Raw genomic sequence first — 18,648 nt, 5'->3', positions numbered from 1 at the left:
GCACTAAAAAAAAGGAGGGAAATATGTATTTTTTTGTAAATGATTATAACTCAATATGCTATCCTCAAATCCTCGATGCCCTAAAAGAAGCCATAGACGAAAAAAATCCTGGATACGGGACAGATCCCCATAGCGAAAATGCCAGAAAACTCATAAAAAAAGCCCTAGGAGATGAAAATGTAGACATTTACTTACTCCCAGGAGGTACAGGAGCAAATATAATTGGGGCTGCAGCTGGCATGCGCCAACAAGATTCAATCCTTTCCGCCAATACAGGCCACATTGAGGGTCACGAAGCAGGATCTATCGAAGCGACTGGCCTTAAAATCGAACTAATTGAAGCAGAAAACGGAAAATTAACCAAGGATTCAATCAAAAAATCCTACCAAACCTTCACCACCGAATATATGACTGTCCCAAAAAAAGTCTACATTTCAAACACAACAGAGCTAGGCACCTTATATAAGAAAAAAGAACTTGAAGAAATCTACGCCTATTGCAGGGCAAATGACCTCTATCTTTTCATAGATGGGGCAAGAATGGCAGCCGCCCTCGCATCAGAAAAATGTGACTACGACCTAAAGGATTTAACCAAGCTTTGCGACATCTTCTATCTTGGCGGGACCAAGGCTGGCCTCTTATTTGGCGAAGCCCTAGTGGTAGTAAATAACGAATTAAAAAAAGATATGAATAACCTCATCAAACAAAAAGGCACTATGCTGGCCAAGGGTTTCATTTCTGGAATCATGTGGGAGACAGTCTTCAAAGACCAAGACTTTTACCTAAAGGGATCCAAAAAAGCCTACCAAATGGCAAAAATTTTAGCGGATTGCCTTGATAAAAAAGGCTACAAATTAGCCTATCCATTCGAATCCAACCAAATTTTTGTAATTTTGGATGACAACCAACTTGAAAAATGGCAAAAAATCGCACAATTTGAAATAACCGGAGAAAAAGAAGACAAAAAAATTATAAGACTTGTAACTACTTTCAGAACAAAAGAAGAGGAAATCAAAGGATTTTTGGAAGAAATTTAGCTTTATAATATATAATAAGCCCTTCCTTTATAAAGATAAAATTTATAGAAATAAAAAAACGGTAATAATGGCCTAAAAACCAAAATCCGGGATGCGGATGGAGGAATTCAGGTCAAAAATACCGTTTTTTATTTATTCTTATTTATTTACTATTAGAAAATAGGCAAAAACAACTACTGCAAGGATTATCCTATAGATTCCAAATGGTATGAAGTCGTGTTTTTTGACGTAGGCTAGGAATTTCTTGATTACTACAAAGGCTACTATAAAGGATAGGACCATGCCGATTAGGATTAAGGCCCATTGGTTTCCCGAAAATCCTCCTAGGTTTTTGACAAGTTTTAAAAGTGTCGCTCCTAGCATGGTTGGGATGGCTAGGAAGAAGGAAAATTCTGCAGCGGCAGGCCTAGATAAGCCTAGGACCATGGCGCCTATGATTGTGGCGGCTGATCTTGATGTGCCTGGGACCATGGCCAAGCATTGGAAAAATCCTATCATCAATATTGTTGTGTATGGGACGTCTGCCAAAGATTCGTATTTGATATTTTTATTTCTCTTTTCAACGAAAATTATTATTAGACCCCAGACAAGGAGCATGGCGGCTACGGTCATTGGATTAAAAAGGTATTGGTCAATCAAGTCGTCAAATAAAAGACCTAGGACCATGGCTGGAAGAACTCCGACAATGACCTTAAACCACAAATTTATAGTTTTTTTATCTGGGTGGCTTAGGATAAAATATGCTTTTGATTGGCCATTTAATTCATCGTAATTTTTCGGAAGCCTAATCTTTGATTTTGTCCAAGGGTTGAGCCTTTCAAAGTAAAGGACAACTACAGATAGGATGGCTCCTAGCTGGATAATTACGTTAAAGGCGTTTGAAAAGCCTTCTGGTTCGAGTTTTACAAATTGGTTTACAAGAATAAGGTGGCCTGTTGATGAAACGGGCAAAAATTCTGTAACCCCTTCTACTATTGATAAAATTAGGACTTTTAATAGGTCGATTATCATTTAAATTCCTCCATGAATGAGTGTTTTTCGCCCTTTATTTGGTAGGCTAGGACCATGTCGCAATTGACATTTTCTGATGATCTTAGGATAGACATTTCCACATTTGGATTATCCTTCCTAAGGTCTGCTATAAGTTCTTTGACCTTTTTTCTGGTGTGGGATTCGCTCGATTTGGTGACTGTGCAAGCACAATCAAGGGCCCTTAATTCCGCAAAGTCCCTCCACCTGATGATATCATCTTCCCTCAGATAATAAAGAGGTCTTATAAGTAGCATATCATCAAAATTTTGGGCGGTTAGCTTTGGCTTCATAGTCTTGTAATTACCCGCATAGAGGACGTTGATCATGATAGTTTCGATTACGTCGTTTAAGTGGTGGCCAAGGGCTAATTTGTTACAACCAAGTTCCTTTGCCTTGGCATAGAGAAAGCCCCTCCTCATCCTCGCGCAAAGATAGCAAGGATTGCCCCCATCGGCCAAGGTCTCTGAAATATCAAAGACTCTAGAGTCGTAAATCTTGGCTGGGATTTTAAGATAGGCGAGATTTTCTTTTAGTAAATTCAAATTTTCTTCGTCGTAGCCAGGGTTCATGCATAGGTATTCTACGTCAAATTTGACCGGTGAATGTTTGTGAAGTTCCTCGATAAGTTTGGCTAAGATTAGTGAATCCTTGCCACCAGATATGGCAACTCCTACCTTATCACCTTCTTCGATTAAATTAAATTCCTTGACCGCTTTGATAAAGGGCGACCAAAGCTCTTTTCTATATTTTTTTATAAGTGATTTTTCAATTTCTTTTATGTCTGTCATAGTATGATTTTCCTTGATGGTTCGTATCTTTTGGACACTTCAAGCGATATATCCTTGTCGGTGTCAAGGCCTAGACCTTTGAGGTAGGTCTCGACAGTGATTTTGGATAATTCTTCGGTGTTGTTTGTGGTTGACAAATGGGAAAGAAAAACAGCTTCTCCCCTGCCTTCTAGGGCGTCACCTAGGATTTCTGCGGCCTGGTCGTTTGACAAATGGCCCATCTTGCCCATGACCCTGAGTTTTAAATTATAGGGATAAGGGCCAATTTTTAGGGCCTCAAGGTCGTGGTTAGCCTCTAGGTAATAAATATCAGACCCCTTGATTTGGTAGGCAATCTTATCGTCAATCACACCTGTATCTGTGAGCAGCGTAATTTTTTTGTTGCCTAGGTAAAGTATAAAACCTACCGGCTCGTTGGCGTCATGGTAGGTTGAAATCGGATAAATATCCATGGATTTAAAATTTAAAAACTCGTTGGACTTAAATTCTCCTATGAGTTCTTCCTTGAAATTCTTGGTCTTGGGAAGGATGGCCTTCCATGTCCCCCTGTTGGCATAAAGTGGGATTTTAAACCTCTTGGCAAGGACTGCCGCACCCTTGGCATGGTCGGCGTGCTCGTGGGTTAGGAAAATTCCGTCAAGTCTTGTTGCCGATTCGCCAACACTTTCGAGGAGTCTTTCGATTTGCCTACCAGAAAAGCCGGCATCAACCAAAATTTTTGTCCCGTCGTGTTCGATGAAAACTGAATTTCCAGAAGATCCTGACGATAAAACTACAAATTTAGTCATTAAAATATTCTCTCAAAAATTCTGCAATGGCAGGTGTGTCGTTGGTGTCAATTACAAAATCAGCGGCCTCTTTTGTAACATCGCCAGCATTACCCATGGCAACTCCGACTCCCACGGCCTCTAAAGATTTGACATCATTTGCTCCGTCGCCAAAATACATAACCTCATCCATTTTAATCTCAAGCATATCCGCAAGTTCCGCTAGGGTTTCAGACTTGCCAGCATATTTGTTTAGGACTTCAATGATGGTTGGGTCATTTCTCATATACTTATAGTCTTCTTTGAAGTCGTCCTTGTATCTTTTTTCAAATTCATCAAGGGTTTTAATATCGCTTTCAAAGCAAACCCTGGCCAAGTCATCGTGGATGTCCTCCATATTCTCATACCTAAGCCAAGGCATCCTCATCTTATACTTGTCTATTAGGAAATATTTATTTGGCTTTCTTGCCTTGTTATAAAGGATGTCCCTAGTGTGGATGGTGACGTCAATCTTGTCGTCATCAAGCTTGGCTGCTATTTGCTGTGCTTGGCCTGGTGATAAAGTCTTTTTGATAAGGGCCTTGCCTGTGGCGTTTTGCCTGACAAAGGCACCTGTGCAGGTGATTGAATAATCGTCAAAGTCCATAAGGCCCAGCTCTTCCCTTATCCAGTAAAATCCGTTAAAACTCCTGCCTGTGCAAAGGACGATTTGGATTCCCCTTTTCTTTAAATCTTTAATTATTTCTTTGGTTTCTTCAAGGACTCTGAGATCCTCGGTAATAATTGTTCCGTCTATGTCAAATGCTATTAATTTTATATCTTTTTTCATTAAATCCACTTTCTTTTTCTTCTCTCAAACTCCTATTATTTTACTAGTTTTAGGCCTATATTCAATTTAAAAATGGACATAAAAAGCCACCCCGCTTGGGGTGGTCTGATATTTGAACATCAATATTTTACTTGGTCTTGCCTTTATAAGATTTCTCCTCCCTCCGGTCGTCGAAAGGGCGCGGGGGGGTGACGAAATGTGTCAGGAAATTTCAACCGAACATTTCCCTTCTTGCTTTTAAAGTTTTGTCTACTTGATTTCAGCCTTTACAGCTTTTGCTACTGCATCTGCAACGCCTTCTTCGAAAGCACCTGGAATTACGTAGTCGGCTGAGAGTTTCTCTTCGCTTACAAGACCTGCAAGAGCCTTTGCTGCGGCAAGTTTCATGGAGTCTGTGATTTCTTCTGCGTGGGCATCTAGAGCACCTCTGAAAATACCTGGGAAGGCTAGGACGTTGTTGATTTGGTTAGGGAAATCTGACCTACCTGTGGCAACAACCGCAGCACCTGCTTCCTTGGCGAGGGCTGGATCGATTTCAGGCACTGGATTTGCCATGGCAAAGACAATTGGGTCAGCCGCCATATTTTTTATGTCAGCCTCGTCAATAACACCTGGGGCAGAAACTCCAACAAAAACATCGCATCCCTTGATGGCTTCTTTGAGGCTGCCAACAAGGTTGTCTTTGTTGGTTATCTTTGCAAGCTCGGCCTTAACAGGGTTTGAGCCTTCGAGGTGGGTTTTGTTGATTGTGCCTTTTGAATCACAGGCGATGATATTTTTAACTCCTAAATCTAGAAGAAGTTTGGTAATAGAATAGCCAGCGGCACCTGCTCCAGAAATTACTACTTTGATGTCACTTACCTTTTTATTTACAATCTTTAGGGCATTTATCAAAGCTGCCACAGTTACAATGGCTGTGCCGTGTTGATCGTCGTGGAAGACTGGAATATCAAGGATTTCCTTGAGTTTATTTTCTATATAAACGCACCTTGGTGAAGAAATATCCTCAAGATTGATTCCGCCAAAACCTGGGGCAATGTTTTTGACTGTCTCTATAATTTGATCTGCGTCTTGGGTGTCAAGGACGATTGGGACAGCATTTACATCGCCAAATTCCTTAAAAAGTACAGCCTTACCTTCCATAACAGGCATAGCAGCCTTTGGTCCGATATTGCCAAGGCCAAGAACAGCTGAACCATCAGAAACAACTGCGATTGTGTTTGCCTTTGAAGTGTAGACATATGCCTTGCTTTCATCTTCGTGGATTTTCCTGCAAGGCTCTGCCACGCCTGGTGTGTAGGCGTAGGTTAGGTCTTCCGCATTTAAGACCTTTGCCTTAACCTCTGTTGCAACCTTGCCTTGCCATTCTTCATGTTTTTTGAGTGCTATTTCGTAAACATCCATAAGATTTCCTCCCTATCTATAAAATCCTTTTCTTCCCTAATTATAACATAGATTTGTGAAATTTTATACCAATTATTTAACAAGATGAATAATGAATATGAATTATTGTATAAAAAATCCTCCCTGCTTTACCCGCAAGGAGGAAATTAGAATTTTATTTAAATATAAACATGGAAACTAGAGAAAAGATAAGGATGGAAAAGGTTAGAATTAATATAAACTTGCCCAAAGGCCTACCTATATTGATTGTATAGCCAACTCCCACTCTTTTTGGCACAAAAATTGCTGGATCATCTGGGTTGTTATAAAAACCAGCTCCCAAAATCCAATACTTGTCATCTTCCTCAAATGAAAAATCTTCCATCTTATCAAGTCTTGAACCGTCAGTTCCTACCTTGATACCAAGGTAAATCACACCACCGATTGATAATATAATTGTAAGACCAGTTAGGATATACAAAGGAATGCTAGTATTTTTTAGGGCTAGGTAATTAACTCCGATTTCAAAAAGTAAGGTCATGACAAAGGCATTTAGGCCCAAGTAATAGGTCCAAACTTTTTGGGCTTTTCTACTATTTGCCAAAGATTTTTCTGGGTTTTCCTTTGAAATCCTTGGCCTAACCTTAATAACCATGAGATTTATCAGATAAAACATCAAAAGCATTCCTGCACTTACTAGGCTTGGGTAAAATACATTGAGGTAGGTTTTATCCCTCATATCTGTAACATTTCCTTCAAAATCAGTGTGCATAATGATTTTATCGCCAATTTTGTCGTAATTTATATATAAAAATAAGCTTACTCCTATTATTAATAAAAGAGATGCTCCGTAGGCAATGGCCATTATTTTCCTTAAGTCAGCCTTGCCTTCATTGTTGTCGATGGCGATGATTTTCCTCTTGTCTTGGCTTAGCCCCTGTGTCATATTTTTGAGATTTTTATTGTAAATTATTAGAGGTAAAGACAAAAGGGCAATACTTATAAAAAAGACGAGTGTAATTATGCCAACTGACTCTGTAAGGTAGGAGGCAAAATACTGGACAAGACCAAGAAAAATTGTCAAAGTCAGAGTCATTATCTTATAATCTATTAGAATTTGCTTCATGGTTTCTGTCTCTCCTATATCTTTTGGGACAGAAACTCCAAGTGTGTAGCCTTTTTTAGAAAAAGTCTGGACAAAGACTTGGATTATGCCAACCATTACAAGGACAAATGTATAATTTACTGCTATAAATCTTGCTTCAGTCATTTTTATTCTCCCATTTTTTATTAATATGATCTATAAATTCTTCCTCACTAAGGCCCTTTAGCTTGGCAATAGCAATTAAAAGGTCAAGCTCTGATGTCATTTTCTCACTGTCAAAATCTTTCATAGGGTAATTTCCCCCACTAACCAAACTTCCAAACCTACGGTCCATGGTTAGGACGCCGTCGGTCTCTAAAAGCTTGTAGGCCTTGTTTACAGTGTGGAGATTAATCCCAATATTTTCCGCCATCTCCCTTACAGAAGGTAGTTTGTCACCTGGCTTTATTTGGCCCTTGGATAGACCAATAATTATTCCCCTTCTGATTTGCTCATAGATAGGCAAGTCAGATTTAAAATCAATTTCTAAAAACATAAGCCCTCCTTTGTTCCATATGTTATATATATTATATAACAAGACTAGCAAGATGTAAATAGTTTTATTAAACTTTTTTATTTTTATAAAAATCGGATTACCTGACAAAGTTTAAAGGACTTTGTTAAAAAATTATGCATTTTCTTGTTTCTGGGTTATAATATTGACGAGGTGAAAATATGAAATTAGGAATAATCGGTGCAGGAGCTGTAGGCTTTGCAGTTGGCTACACAGCAGCAAGAATGGGAATAGCTTCTGACATAAAATACAATGATATAATCGAAGAAAAGGCCAAGGCCCAAGCCATGGATATTGAGGATGCGTCAAGCTTCTACCCACACTATGTAAAAATGAGCTGGGGATCCTACAAGGACATGGCCGACAGGGACATAATCGTAACCGCCACAGGCAGTCTTGACGGCATCCGCGACAGACTTGAAGAATACGAAATGTTCAAAGACGCCACAGAAGCCTATGTCAAAGAAATTGTGGCAGCTGGTTTTAATGGCATCTTTATAGTTGTGGGCAATCCTTGCGATTTAATGGCAGATTTAGTTTACAGGGCAAGTGGTTTTCCAAAGGAAAGAGTCATCGGATCTGGTACAGCCCTTGATACAACAAGACTTAATACAACCTTATGCAAACTTTTAGAAATTGACCCAGCTGACGTAAGGGGAGTTGTACTTGGCGAACATGGCGAAAGCCAATTTGTAGCCTGGTCAAATATCTTTATCAATAACCTTCAATTTGACGAATACCTAAAATAAAATCCAGCAAGCTTTTCAAGAGATGACGTTGAAAACCTCGTAAGAGAAAAGGCTTGGAGGGTAATAGACGGCAAGGGCCACACCCAGTGCGGCATTGGAAATACAGTATGTTCCATGATCGACGCCATAGTAAACGACAGGAAAAAGGTAATACTTGTAGCCACCCTCATGGAAGGCATGTATGATCTTGACGACATCTACCTATCTACCCCATGCGTCCTAGGCAAAAACGGCATGGAAAAAGCCATCAAACTAAAATTAACAGAAGAAGAACTAGAAAGACTAAAACATTCCGAAAAAGTTTTGAAGGCTAACAGGGAGAAATATAAGTATAGCTAAGGCCGGCATTAGTTGCTGGTATTTTATTATTTATGTTTTGCTTGAATTATGATATAATGCTTATTTTATCGCATCCATTCTGGTAACAGAAAGGAGGTGCTTGCATGGAGATTATTTTATCCTTCTTAATATCCGTCATGGCAGAAATTGTTGTTTACTACGTCTGCAAATGGTTAGACGGACGCAAAGGCGATAACTAGCCAAATATAAAAAACCAGGAGCGGCAACTCCTGGTTTTTTTGTGCCTACATGGGCATATATTATCCTTCTTGGTTACAATCATTATACTAACAAGAAAGAACTTTTCAACAATTTCTTATTGTCTATCGCGCCACTCCATGAGCCGGATTTCTCTCTAGTTTCGCTGTGAACCACTCTTCTACGCATCAAGCCTACCAACCATTTGTTTCACAAATGGGGTTAGACATAGTCGCGGGGCTCCTCTACTCGCCGGAAGGGCGTGCTATCGAGCTTTGCTCGACCACTCCGTGGAGGGACCTCTAAGCGCCGGGCAGGCGTGTCTTTAATACATTGGCATTTGTGGTGCTGCCATTGATGGTTCTTCTTTTGGGATGTCTGCTACTGCGGCTTCTGTTGTTAGAATCATTCCTGCTACGCTTACTGCGTTTTGTAGGGCTGATCTGGTTACTTTTGTTGGTTCTACGATTCCTGCTTCGAACATATTTACGAATTTGTTTTCGTAGGCGTCGTAGCCTTCTTCTTTGTCGCTGTTTTTAACTTTTTCTACTATTACAGATCCATCAAGGCCTGCGTTTTCTACTATTTGTCTTAGTGGGGCTTCTAGGGCTCTTTCTATGATTAGGGCGCCTGTCTTTTCGTCGCCTATTAGACTTTCTCTAAGTTCTTCTACCTTATCAATGGCTCCTACTAGGACAACTCCACCACCTGCTACGATTCCTTCTTCTACAGCAGCTCTGGTTGCTGATAGGGCGTCTTCAATCCTGTATTTTTTCTCTTGCATTTCTGTTTCTGTGGCTGCACCAACATTGATTACTGCAACACCACCTGCAAGTTTAGCAAGTCTTTCTTGAAGTTTTTCTTTTTCGTATTCGCTTTCTTCTTTGCTTGCTTGGTTTCTGATATTTTCAACTCTTTCAGCTAGGGCATCTTTGTCGCCTTTGCCTTCTACTATTGTTGTATTATCTTTGTCTACTTTAACTTTTTTAGCAGATCCAAGCATGTCGATTGTAGCTTCCTTTAGGTCCATACCAAGGTCTTCACTTACTACCTTGCCACCTGTTAGGATTGCTATATCTTCAAGCATGGCCTTTCTTCTGTCACCATAGCCAGGAGCTTTTACTGCTACTACGTTGAAGGTTCCTCTTAATTTGTTTAGGATAAGTGTTGTTAGGGCTTCGCCGTCTACATCATCAGCGATAATTAGAAGTGGTCTTGATTCTTGAACGATTTGCTCTAGTAGTGGTAGGATTTCTTGGATGTTTGAAATCTTCTTGTCTGTTAGAAGAATGTATGGGTCTTCAAGTTCTGCTATCATCTTTTCATTGTCTGTTGCCATGTATGGTGATAGGTAGCCCTTGTCAAATTGCATACCTTCTACAAGATCAAGGTAGGTGTCAGTTGTCTTTGATTCTTCAACTGTAATTACTCCGTCGTTGCCAACTTTTTCCATAGCGTCAGCGATTAGCTTGCCTATGTTGTGATCTTGGGAAGAAATTGTTCCTACGTTTTCGATTGCTTGCTTGTCTTCAACTTCTTTTGAGTTTTCCTTGATATATTCAACTACAATGTCTGTTGCTTTTTTAAGGCCCTTGTTTAAAACAATTGGGTTTGCACCTGCTGCAAGGTTCTTAAGGCCTTCTTTGATGATTGAGTGAGCGAGGACTGTAGCTGTTGTTGTACCGTCACCTGCTACGTCATTTGTTTTGGTTGCAACTTCTTTTACAAGTTGGGCTCCCATATTTTCAAATCTATCTTCTAATTCAATTTCACTTGCAATTGTCACACCGTCGTTTGTGATGGTTGGTGCACCGTAAGCCTTGTCAAGAACTACGTTTCTGCCCTTTGGTCCAAGGGTTACCCTTACTGCATTTGCAAGTTTATCTATACCTCTTTCGAGACCGTCTCTAGCGTCTGTACCGAATTTAATATCTTTTGCCATTTTTTCCTCCTTAACCTTCTACTACTGCCAAGATGTCGTTGTATTTAACTACGATAAATTCATCACCGTCAAGTTTAACATCTGTGCCAGCGTATTGTGAATAAATAACCTTATCGCCAACTTTTAGGTTGTCTTTTTTCTTTTCATCATTTTCTATATCAGCGCTGATTGCAACTACTTGTGCGTATTGTGGTTTTTCTTGAGCACTTTCTGGAAGGACGATTCCAGATGCTGTAGTTTTTTCAGCTTCAGCTTTTTTTATAACAATTCTATCTCCGATTGGTTTTAAGTTCATATTATTTCCTCCTGTGAAAATAAAATAATAATAGCTTTTGTTAGCACTCATACTCTTTGACTGCTAACTCCTAGTTATAGTATACTAATAGGATTTATTTTTTCAAGAGTATTTTCATTTAAGTCTTATTTATCCATGTAAAAGGCTAGTCTTTCAACTAATTTCACAATATCTTTCTTATTTGTTGCGCAAAGGGCGATCCTTATTCCCATGGCGGATGGGATCGTGAAGATATTTTCTTTTTCAAGTTTTTCTGTAATCTCAAAGGCCCTGTCAGTTGGAACAAAGGCAAAGAATCCACCAAAATATGGGATAATATTAATCTTGTGATCTGCAGCCTCTTTTACAAAGACATCTGCCCTTTCCTTTAGCATGGCCTTTAAAGATGCAAGTTCCTTGTCGTATTCTCCCTTGTTTTCGTCCTTGGCAAGTTCAACTAAGATTAGCTGTGGAGCGTGGACCCCGTTTGACCAATTGCACCTAGCAGATGTAGCCATGGCGTCCTTAAAGTCTTCAATTTCCTCCTTAGAACTTGAAATCCCAACCACAGCCCCACTTCTTAGACCATAGGCTGTGTAGGCCTTTGACATAGAAAAGGCAACAAGGACCATGAGATTTTCTGGAAGATTTGAAAATTTCTTGAAGAATTTTTTCTGTTCTCCATCACCTGCAAATTCAATGTAGGCCACATCTATGATTAGAGTGATTTTCTTGCCATTTTCTACAGCTCCCCTAGAAATTTTAATAACATCATCCCATTCCTCATCTGAAAGCGAATAGCCGGTTGGGTTGTTTCCTGGAGAATTAATAATAGATACCATTCTGTCATGGTCTTTTAGGGCTTCATCTTGGCAAGCTTTGTAGGCAGTTAGGTCAAATTTAAAGTCTTTGGTAAAAAAATTGTAGGTCCTAAAATCCCTATCAAATTCAATGCACATTTTTTGGTAAGGCTGCCAAAAATAATCGTGGCAAATAACAGGATCACCTATGTCAGCATAGGAAAAAATCCCATTTCTGATGGCCCCTGTCCCACCTGGTGTGGAAACTACTTCCATATAGGCATCAGGCCTATTATCTTCAAAAAGAAGGTCGAGGACTGTTTCTCTGAAGGCCTTTTCCCCTTCGATTGGGGCATAGGATGCAATTAGTCCCCTATCCATGGTCTCAAGTCTTTTATAAAAAGAATCAAGGGCTATGATATTTCCCTCATCATCGGCTAAGGTTCCTAAAACTGCGTTAATTACATTTTCCTTGCCAAACTGAGCCTTTGCAGCTTTAACCTTGGCATTTATTGAAAAAGCGAGATCTGGACCAGAATTTCCGCTTTTTTTGATAGTCATTGTCATACTTTTCTCCTTTACTAGGTTCTATACTATTATACCGATTTTTTTTTATAAGACTTGGTTTTTGCTTGGCAAATTGGGTAAGAATTAAAAAAAGAAGGAGATTTTATGACTAAATATAATAAAGAAGATTTAAAGAAAAAATTAAGTGATATCCAATACAAAGTGACTCAGGAAAGCGGGACAGAGATGCCATTTTCATCAGAATATGACGATTTTTATGAAGATGGGATTTACGTTGATATAGTCTCTGGCGAAGCACTTTTCTCTTCAAAAGATAAGTTCAATGCAGGTTGCGGTTGGCCTTCCTTTACCAAACCAATCGAGGGAACAGAACTTACCGAAAAAGACGACTTCAAACTTATGAGAAAAAGAATCGAGGTTAGAAGCAAAGAAGCCGACAGCCACCTCGGCCACGTCTTTCCAGACGGACCAAGGGAAGCAACAGGGCTTAGATATTGCATAAACGGCGCAGCTTTGAGATTTATCCCAAAAGATAAACTCGAAGAAGAAGGCTACGGCCAATATCTAAAAATTTTCCAATAAAAAATGGGGCGCTTGTCCCTTTTTTTTATTGGTATTTTTTCTATTTATAAGAGTCATGAAATAGTTGTTTTAACAAATAAAAACAATTGAAATTCATATACATGAACATATAGTGCCTATATAAATGGAGGTCATATGAAGAATTTTTGGTCTTATTCAAAAGAAGATATCTTTAAAAAATTAGATACAAGTGAAAATGGTTTAAGTAGCGAGGAAGCCGCAAATAAAATTGAAAAATACGGCAAAAATACACTTGGTGAAGAAAAATCTTCATCAAAGTTCATGGTCTTCTTAAGTCAATTTAAGAGTCCAATTACACTAATACTTATTTTTGCAGCAATCCTCTCTATTTTTACAAAAGATTATTCTGATGGCTTTATTATTTTGATTATTATAATGATTTCATCACTTTTAAGCTATATGAATGAAAGCCATGCCCAGGATGCGGTTAAAAAACTCCTATCAAGTGTAAGTGTAAAATCTACAGTCCTAAGGGATGGTAAGTTTCAAGAAATTGATAATTCAATGCTTGTCCTAGGAGATATAATCAAGGTCAGCACAGGCGATATGATACCGGCTGATTGTTTTATTATTGAAGCAAATTCCCTTGCAACTGACGAATCAAGCCTGACTGGAGAAACTTTTCCTGTTGAGAAAAACGCCAATATTTTAGATGCCGATACCAGCCTATCCCACAGGTCAAATTCACTTTGGATGGGCACCCATGTCATCAGCGGATCAGGCTTAGCTGTAATCGTGAATCTAACAAAAAATTCAGAATTTGGTAAAATCACCGCATCCCTGAGCCAGAAGGATACAGATACTGATTTTGAAAGGGGAATCAAAGACTTTGGCAACCTAATCCTCCACGTCACAATCCTCTTGATTTGTTTAATATTTTTATTTAATATCATCTTAAACAAGTCATTTTTGGAATCCTTTATGTTTGCCTTGGCCCTTTCAGTTGGTCTTACTCCACAAATGCTACCCGCTATTATAAGTGTCAATTTATCCAAAGGCGCAAAAAGAATGTCTGATAAGGGCGTAATTGTCAAAAAACTAAATTCTATAGAAAATTTTGGGTCTATGACTATTATGTGCTCTGATAAAACCGGCACCATTACAACTGGCAAGGTCAAAGTCGATAAGGCCATCGATTATCAAGGTCAAAAGTCCGATGATTTGATAAGACTTGCTTCTATAAATTCATATTTTCAAGAAGGCTACAAAAATCCTATCGACGAGGCTATTTTACAGGCAAACACACTTGATTTTTCCAATTACAAAAAGCTATTTGAAATCCCATATTCCTTTGAAAACAAACTCTTATCAATAGGTGTAGAGGAAAAATCCAATTCATCAAAGAAAAATATCATGGTCACCAAGGGTGCTTTTGAAAATATTTTGGCAGTTTCAAAGACCTATGAGAAAACGGACGGCAACCAGGGTCCCATCGAGGAAATAAAAGAAGAAATAACTGATCTTTTTGATAAATATTCCCTACAGGGCTACAGGGTTTTGGGCCTTTGCTATAAGATTTTGGACGATGGCGACAATATCAAGGAAGAAAAAGCAAGAAATATGATTTTTAGGGGGCTCCTCCTCTTTATTGACCCACTAAAAGATGACGTTAAAGACGTAATTACTGAAATGGACAGTATGGGCGTAAGGCTTAAAATGATAACTGGCGACAATAAAGAAATCGCCAAAAATATTGGCAGCCAAATTGGCCTTAATCCCGAGAAAATTTTATTAGGAGAAGACCTAAAATCCTACTCTATAAGCCAACTTAATAAAAAAGTCCTTGATGTAGATATTTTTGCGGAAATAAGCCCAAACCAAAAGGAAAAAATCATCAGGGCCTACAAGGAGGCTGGTGAAATTGTTGGTTACATGGGAGATGGGATTAACGATGCGCCTGCAATCAAACAAGCAGATGTAGGAATTTCTGTAAATACAGCTGCTGATACAGCCAAAGATGCGGCAGCGATTGTGCTTTTGCAAAACAATTTAAATGTCTTACTATCAGGTATAAAAGAAGGAAGAAGGACTTTTATCAACACCCTAAAATACATCTTTATCGCCACTAGCGCAAATTTTGGCAATATGTTTTCTATGGCAGGTGCCAGCCTATTTTTAAAATTTTTGCCACTCTTGCCTAAGCAAATCCTCCTAACCAACCTATTTACAGACTTCCCATCCTTGCAAATTGCATCAGATTCTGTTGATAGTGCTTGGCTAGAAAAGCCAGTGAAATGGGATATGAAATTTATCAAAAAATTTATGGTAATCTTTGGAATCACATCATCAGTATTCGACTACCTTACATTTTTTGTCTTGCTTTCAATATTTAAGGCCGACGAAAGACTTTTTCAAACTGGTTGGATGTTAGAATCAGTCATCTCTGCCATGGTTGTAATGCTCATTGTAAGGACCGCAAGACCAATTTTTGCTAGCAAGGTCAGCAAAAACCTAATCCTTGCAATAATATTTGTAAATATCGCCCTAATTGCAATCATCTACAGCCCAATAAACGCTTATCTAGGTTTGAGAGCCTTGCCAATAAAAGTCTTGGTTTCAATGTTTGCCATATCTTTAGCCTATGCTATAACAGCAGAAATATTAAAGAAAAAATTTTACAAAAACAATTCATTTTCTAGAAAATAAAAAAAGACGGGATTGACCCAAAGCCTAAATTTTAAGCTTGAGGTCCCAAATCCCGTCTTTAAATTTTTTATTTTTATAAAACTTTTTAGCTAAGCAAAAATTTAGCCAGCCCAATAAAATCAATTACCTATCCAAGTACAGATTTTGCTTGATTTTTACTTGGATTTTTTGCTTAGGAATAAACCAGCACTTGATAAGATTAAAATTCCAGAAACTAAGTCTAGGCCAGCTAGTCCAGTTTTTGGGTTTTTGCTTTCCTTTATTTGTGCCTTTGCCTTATTTGGCAGAGAATTTTGAGTTTTAGCAATTTCTTTTTGAGAAATTTCACCATCGGAAATTAAGATTTGTCCTTTTTTATCTTTATCATTCTTAATTTCATTAGATTTTACAAGGACTTGGCCTTTCTTATGAGAGTTTTCCCTATGCTTTTTATCATCGCTAATTACTTGATCCTTGTCGATTTTTTCATAAAGGGCCACGTACTTCACGCCCTCTATAAATTCTCCATCTGCTTGGAGTTTTGGACTCCAACCTGTAAATTTCAAAGACTTATCTTTTGGAATTGCAATCGGAACAACAAGGCCCTTGTCTTCTGCCTTGGCCTGTCCAAAAGTCATAGTTTCCTTTACATCAAAGGCGATAACTTCGCCATAATCAAAGCTTGGATTGTATTTCAAATATCCATCCTTACCCGGATTAAAGTAAATTCTCTGATAGCCCTTTGGAATCGGACTGTAGATGTCAGTGTTGACCCTAATTACCTTTTGACTTGGAGCCTTTGTTTCCACTGGCTTTATGCTAGGTTTTTTGTCGTTTTCACTAGTGGTATCTTCATCTTCATCCTTATCTTTTTCGCCACTTGGCCTTTTGTCGCTAGGATCTGTTCCTATATTTCCTTGTCCATCTTCGTCTTTATCAGATGAATCTACGCTTGGCTTGTCCTTATCATCGTCCTTTTTATCTTCACCTTCATTTTCACCGGATTCAGGCTTTTTAGGATTATCTGGATTTTCATTTTCCTCATCCTTATCACCAGTATTTTCTCCTACTCCTTCTCCTGGTTTTGAAGGATCGGTTTCTTCATCTTTGTTGCTATCCTCATTACCATGGCCAGCTTGTGGGTCAGTTTCTTCATTCTTGGCAAAAATCCAAGTACCAATAAATTTATTATTTGATTCTGAAACTTCTAATTCTTTTTTATTCCAGCCTGCAAAGGTCCAGCTACCATTTTCAACTTCGACTTTTTCAAATTTCTTCTCTGGAGCCTTAACCAGCTCACCTTCCCTTACTTTTTTCACTTCTAATTCCTCAAGGTTTTGCTTGATATTATCAGGAAGTTTTTTGTCTGGGCTTCCGCTTATAAATTCATAGCTAATTTTTATTTTTTTGGTCCATTTAGCGTAAATTGTGGTATCTTTTGTGATAGGTTCCTCAAAATTAAAGGCTTTTGTTCCTTCCCTATCTGCATACCAACCTTCAAAAATATAGCCATCTACCTCTGGTTTTGAAGGCTCACTTGGTCTTTGGCCTTTTTTTACACTTTGCGATTTGATTTCGCCATGATTAGCCATATCAAAATTAACTTGATATTCTTCTGTCGCTTCAAGATAAGCAACCTTTAGGTCAATAGTCAAACCAGTATTAGTTTTTATAACCTTTCCAGGATTATCAAAATCAAGCTTAACCTTTTTATCAAGACCATGGGTCCTCTCATCATTTGTAAATTTCACATCATAAACAAAATAAAATTCTTCCATAAAATTAGGAATGTCAGGCTTAGAGAGGCTTAATTCATAATAAGATTTTCCACCTATTTTTACTTCTTTTCTATCTAAAGGGACTAGAGATCCATCCTTTGTTGTCCTAAGGTAAAAATCTTGTTCAAGACTAGCGTCATCATCTTCCTTGTCAACTAAAAAGCTAGGATTAATCAGATATTGATTTTGCTCAGCCTTTGTTAACGGTTCTCTAAAAACATCATTAGCATCAGAGATTTTCACAGGAACTACAAATCTCAATGTATCATTAGTCTTAGCCTCGACTTCTCCGGCCACCGCTTTAAATTCTTCAGAAGGTTTTTTAATCAAAATTTCAGAAGGATTCTTGCTTCCATCTCCAAAGCTCAAATCCCCAACCTTGGCCTCAAACTTAAAACTTCCACTGGCTTGGTCGTTGAAATTGCTACCTTCTGGAAGCTCATCTTTTTTAATAGGCTCCTCACCATACCTGTCATAATAAAGATTAGCTTTAAGTGACATACTTATATCAGCATTTAAAAGGAATTTACTATCTTTTTCAGTCAAACCATCTTTTCTTCTCCATTTTTTTGTATCAAATGGATTGTCATAATCAGTACCAAAAAATAAAGTATCAGCATCCACATCTAATGATTTATGGGCTGGAATCCTTAAAGGTTCATATAACTTTAACGTTGATTCAATCATATCGTACTTAGTAACAGCACTACTAATATACATCGTTCTTTTTTCTAGTTTCCCTGTCTTTCCCTCAGGGTCCGTAATTTCAACGTCCATTAATGAATTTTTTAACTGATTTTCTGAATAAAGATCTTTTGCCTTAATATGCAATCTTCTAATAAAAATATTTTTAGAAATAATTCGAGATTTGTCATAATCGAAACCTGGAGCTAAAACCTCACCCAAATACACGTCCCTGTTTGAATTATTTTTTATAGTAAATATCCACTTGGTCTCTTCAGGTTTTCCTTCTGGATAATTAGTTATTTCTGGAAGTTTTATTTTAAGACTGGTATCAATGTCGATTTTTTCTTCATTTTGATTGCCACTTCTCAAATCATAAGCGCTTTTACTTGTAATTTCGCTTTTATCTTTACCAATAGAAGCATAAGCTTTTTGATCAGAATTAATAAGTAGACCCATTTGACTTAAGCCAATTAGACCTGCCAAAATAAGTGACAAAGTTTTTTCTTTTCTCAAATTATCCTCCTAAATTAAGTTGCTATTTCAATAGTACTATAAAATCGCTCTCTTTGTAAAGGCTTTTATGTTTTTTATTCTAATAAAAAAACGACATCACCTTTTATTAAGGTTTTGC

14 protein-coding genes and 1 pseudogene are annotated in these 18,648 nt (G+C 38.1%); 4 read left to right on the top strand and 11 right to left on the bottom strand.

The features are described from left to right. Positions 1 to 23: 23 nt before the first annotated feature. On the top strand, positions 24 to 1,037 hold the full coding sequence (locus K8P03_RS05725; RefSeq protein WP_223419194.1) for a threonine aldolase family protein: 1,014 nt from the start codon (positions 24 to 26) through the stop codon (positions 1,035 to 1,037). Positions 1,038 to 1,175: 138 nt separating this feature from the next. Here the strand turns inward: K8P03_RS05725 and K8P03_RS05720 are convergent, their stop codons facing one another. The 7 genes from K8P03_RS05720 to K8P03_RS05690 form a co-directional block, all read right to left on the bottom strand. Further along, positions 1,176 to 2,048 (bottom strand): undecaprenyl-diphosphate phosphatase, encoded by an 873-nt coding sequence (locus K8P03_RS05720; RefSeq protein ID WP_223419192.1) that lies wholly within the window; start codon positions 2,046 to 2,048, stop codon positions 1,176 to 1,178. Beyond that, positions 2,045 to 2,857, bottom strand: coding sequence for a tRNA 2-thiocytidine biosynthesis TtcA family protein (locus tag K8P03_RS05715; protein ID WP_223419190.1), 813 nt, complete (start codon positions 2,855 to 2,857; stop codon positions 2,045 to 2,047). Before K8P03_RS05715 ends, K8P03_RS05720 begins: the two co-directional genes overlap by 4 nt. Next, the gene (locus K8P03_RS05710) at positions 2,854 to 3,645 is read right to left on the bottom strand and encodes an MBL fold metallo-hydrolase (RefSeq protein WP_223419188.1); all 792 of its coding nucleotides are present in this window, start codon (positions 3,643 to 3,645) and stop codon (positions 2,854 to 2,856) included. The genes K8P03_RS05715 and K8P03_RS05710 overlap by 4 nt, the downstream gene beginning before the upstream one ends. Continuing rightward, positions 3,638 to 4,453: a Cof-type HAD-IIB family hydrolase gene (locus tag K8P03_RS05705; RefSeq protein WP_223419185.1), complete on the bottom strand. Its 816-nt coding sequence runs from the start codon at positions 4,451 to 4,453 to the stop codon at positions 3,638 to 3,640. The genes K8P03_RS05710 and K8P03_RS05705 overlap by 8 nt, the downstream gene beginning before the upstream one ends. A 249-nt stretch (positions 4,454 to 4,702) precedes the next feature. Continuing rightward, positions 4,703 to 5,857, bottom strand: coding sequence for an NAD(P)-dependent malic enzyme (locus K8P03_RS05700; protein ID WP_223419183.1), 1,155 nt, complete (start codon positions 5,855 to 5,857; stop codon positions 4,703 to 4,705). A gap of 154 nt (positions 5,858 to 6,011) precedes the next feature. Further along, positions 6,012 to 7,106 carry a DUF5808 domain-containing protein gene (locus K8P03_RS05695; protein ID WP_223419181.1) on the bottom strand — a complete coding sequence of 365 codons (1,095 nt, stop codon included), beginning with the start codon at positions 7,104 to 7,106 and terminating at the stop codon, positions 6,012 to 6,014. Then, on the bottom strand, positions 7,099 to 7,476 hold the full coding sequence (locus K8P03_RS05690; protein WP_223419178.1) for a GntR family transcriptional regulator: 378 nt from the start codon (positions 7,474 to 7,476) through the stop codon (positions 7,099 to 7,101). The genes K8P03_RS05695 and K8P03_RS05690 overlap by 8 nt, the downstream gene beginning before the upstream one ends. A gap of 179 nt (positions 7,477 to 7,655) precedes the next feature. Between K8P03_RS05690 and K8P03_RS11305 the strand changes: the two are divergent. Beyond that, positions 7,656 to 8,582 (top strand): annotated as a pseudogene (locus K8P03_RS11305) (lactate/malate family dehydrogenase). Positions 8,583 to 9,105: 523 nt separating this feature from the next. Here the strand turns inward: K8P03_RS11305 and groL are convergent. The 3 genes from groL to K8P03_RS05665 form a co-directional block, all read right to left on the bottom strand. Further along, positions 9,106 to 10,722: a chaperonin GroEL gene (gene groL, locus K8P03_RS05675; RefSeq protein ID WP_223419173.1), complete on the bottom strand. Its 1,617-nt coding sequence runs from the start codon at positions 10,720 to 10,722 to the stop codon at positions 9,106 to 9,108. A gap of 10 nt (positions 10,723 to 10,732) precedes the next feature. Next, positions 10,733 to 11,017, bottom strand: coding sequence for a co-chaperone GroES (locus K8P03_RS05670; RefSeq protein WP_223419171.1), 285 nt, complete (start codon positions 11,015 to 11,017; stop codon positions 10,733 to 10,735). Positions 11,018 to 11,142: 125 nt separating this feature from the next. Continuing rightward, positions 11,143 to 12,363 carry a pyridoxal phosphate-dependent aminotransferase gene (locus tag K8P03_RS05665; protein WP_223419169.1) on the bottom strand — a complete coding sequence of 407 codons (1,221 nt, stop codon included), beginning with the start codon at positions 12,361 to 12,363 and terminating at the stop codon, positions 11,143 to 11,145. 105 nt (positions 12,364 to 12,468) lie between these two features. Between K8P03_RS05665 and msrB the strand changes: the two genes are divergently transcribed. Then, positions 12,469 to 12,906, top strand: a complete 438-nt coding sequence (gene msrB, locus K8P03_RS05660; RefSeq protein WP_223419166.1) for a peptide-methionine (R)-S-oxide reductase MsrB — start codon at positions 12,469 to 12,471, stop codon at positions 12,904 to 12,906. A 135-nt stretch (positions 12,907 to 13,041) separates the two neighbouring features. Further along, entirely contained in the window at positions 13,042 to 15,573 is a 2,532-nt protein-coding gene (gene mgtA / locus K8P03_RS05655) for a magnesium-translocating P-type ATPase (protein ID WP_223419164.1), read from the top strand. A gap of 155 nt (positions 15,574 to 15,728) precedes the next feature. Here the strand turns inward: mgtA and K8P03_RS05650 are convergent, their stop codons facing one another. Then, positions 15,729 to 18,530: an InlB B-repeat-containing protein gene (locus K8P03_RS05650; RefSeq protein ID WP_223419162.1), complete on the bottom strand. Its 2,802-nt coding sequence runs from the start codon at positions 18,528 to 18,530 to the stop codon at positions 15,729 to 15,731. Positions 18,531 to 18,648: the final 118 nt, after the last annotated feature.

It is taken from the genome of Anaerococcus murdochii, from assembly GCF_019957155.1.
Classification (GTDB): Bacteria; Bacillota; Clostridia; order Tissierellales; family Peptoniphilaceae; genus Anaerococcus; species Anaerococcus murdochii.
Note: the sequence above shows the minus strand (reverse complement) of the source record. Positions and strands in the feature narration are given on the sequence as shown.

What these genes read in the sequence shown, in the direction of transcription:
- K8P03_RS05725 (WP_223419194.1), top strand. Translation starts at nt 24, where the DNA reads ATGTATTTTTTTGTAAATGATTATAACTCAATATGCTATCCTCAAATC.
- K8P03_RS05665 (WP_223419169.1), bottom strand. Translation starts at nt 12,363, where the DNA reads ATGACAATGACTATCAAAAAAAGCGGAAATTCTGGTCCAGATCTCGCT.
- K8P03_RS05670 (WP_223419171.1), bottom strand. Translation starts at nt 11,017, where the DNA reads ATGAACTTAAAACCAATCGGAGATAGAATTGTTATAAAAAAAGCTGAA.
- msrB (WP_223419166.1), top strand. Translation starts at nt 12,469, where the DNA reads ATGACTAAATATAATAAAGAAGATTTAAAGAAAAAATTAAGTGATATC.
- groL (WP_223419173.1), bottom strand. Translation starts at nt 10,722, where the DNA reads ATGGCAAAAGATATTAAATTCGGTACAGACGCTAGAGACGGTCTCGAA.
- K8P03_RS05715 (WP_223419190.1), bottom strand. Translation starts at nt 2,857, where the DNA reads ATGACAGACATAAAAGAAATTGAAAAATCACTTATAAAAAAATATAGA.
- K8P03_RS05695 (WP_223419181.1), bottom strand. Translation starts at nt 7,106, where the DNA reads ATGACTGAAGCAAGATTTATAGCAGTAAATTATACATTTGTCCTTGTA.
- mgtA (WP_223419164.1), top strand. Translation starts at nt 13,042, where the DNA reads ATGAAGAATTTTTGGTCTTATTCAAAAGAAGATATCTTTAAAAAATTA.
- K8P03_RS05720 (WP_223419192.1), bottom strand. Translation starts at nt 2,048, where the DNA reads ATGATAATCGACCTATTAAAAGTCCTAATTTTATCAATAGTAGAAGGG.
- K8P03_RS05710 (WP_223419188.1), bottom strand. Translation starts at nt 3,645, where the DNA reads ATGACTAAATTTGTAGTTTTATCGTCAGGATCTTCTGGAAATTCAGTT.
- K8P03_RS05700 (WP_223419183.1), bottom strand. Translation starts at nt 5,857, where the DNA reads ATGGATGTTTACGAAATAGCACTCAAAAAACATGAAGAATGGCAAGGC.
- K8P03_RS05705 (WP_223419185.1), bottom strand. Translation starts at nt 4,453, where the DNA reads ATGAAAAAAGATATAAAATTAATAGCATTTGACATAGACGGAACAATT.
- K8P03_RS05690 (WP_223419178.1), bottom strand. Translation starts at nt 7,476, where the DNA reads ATGTTTTTAGAAATTGATTTTAAATCTGACTTGCCTATCTATGAGCAA.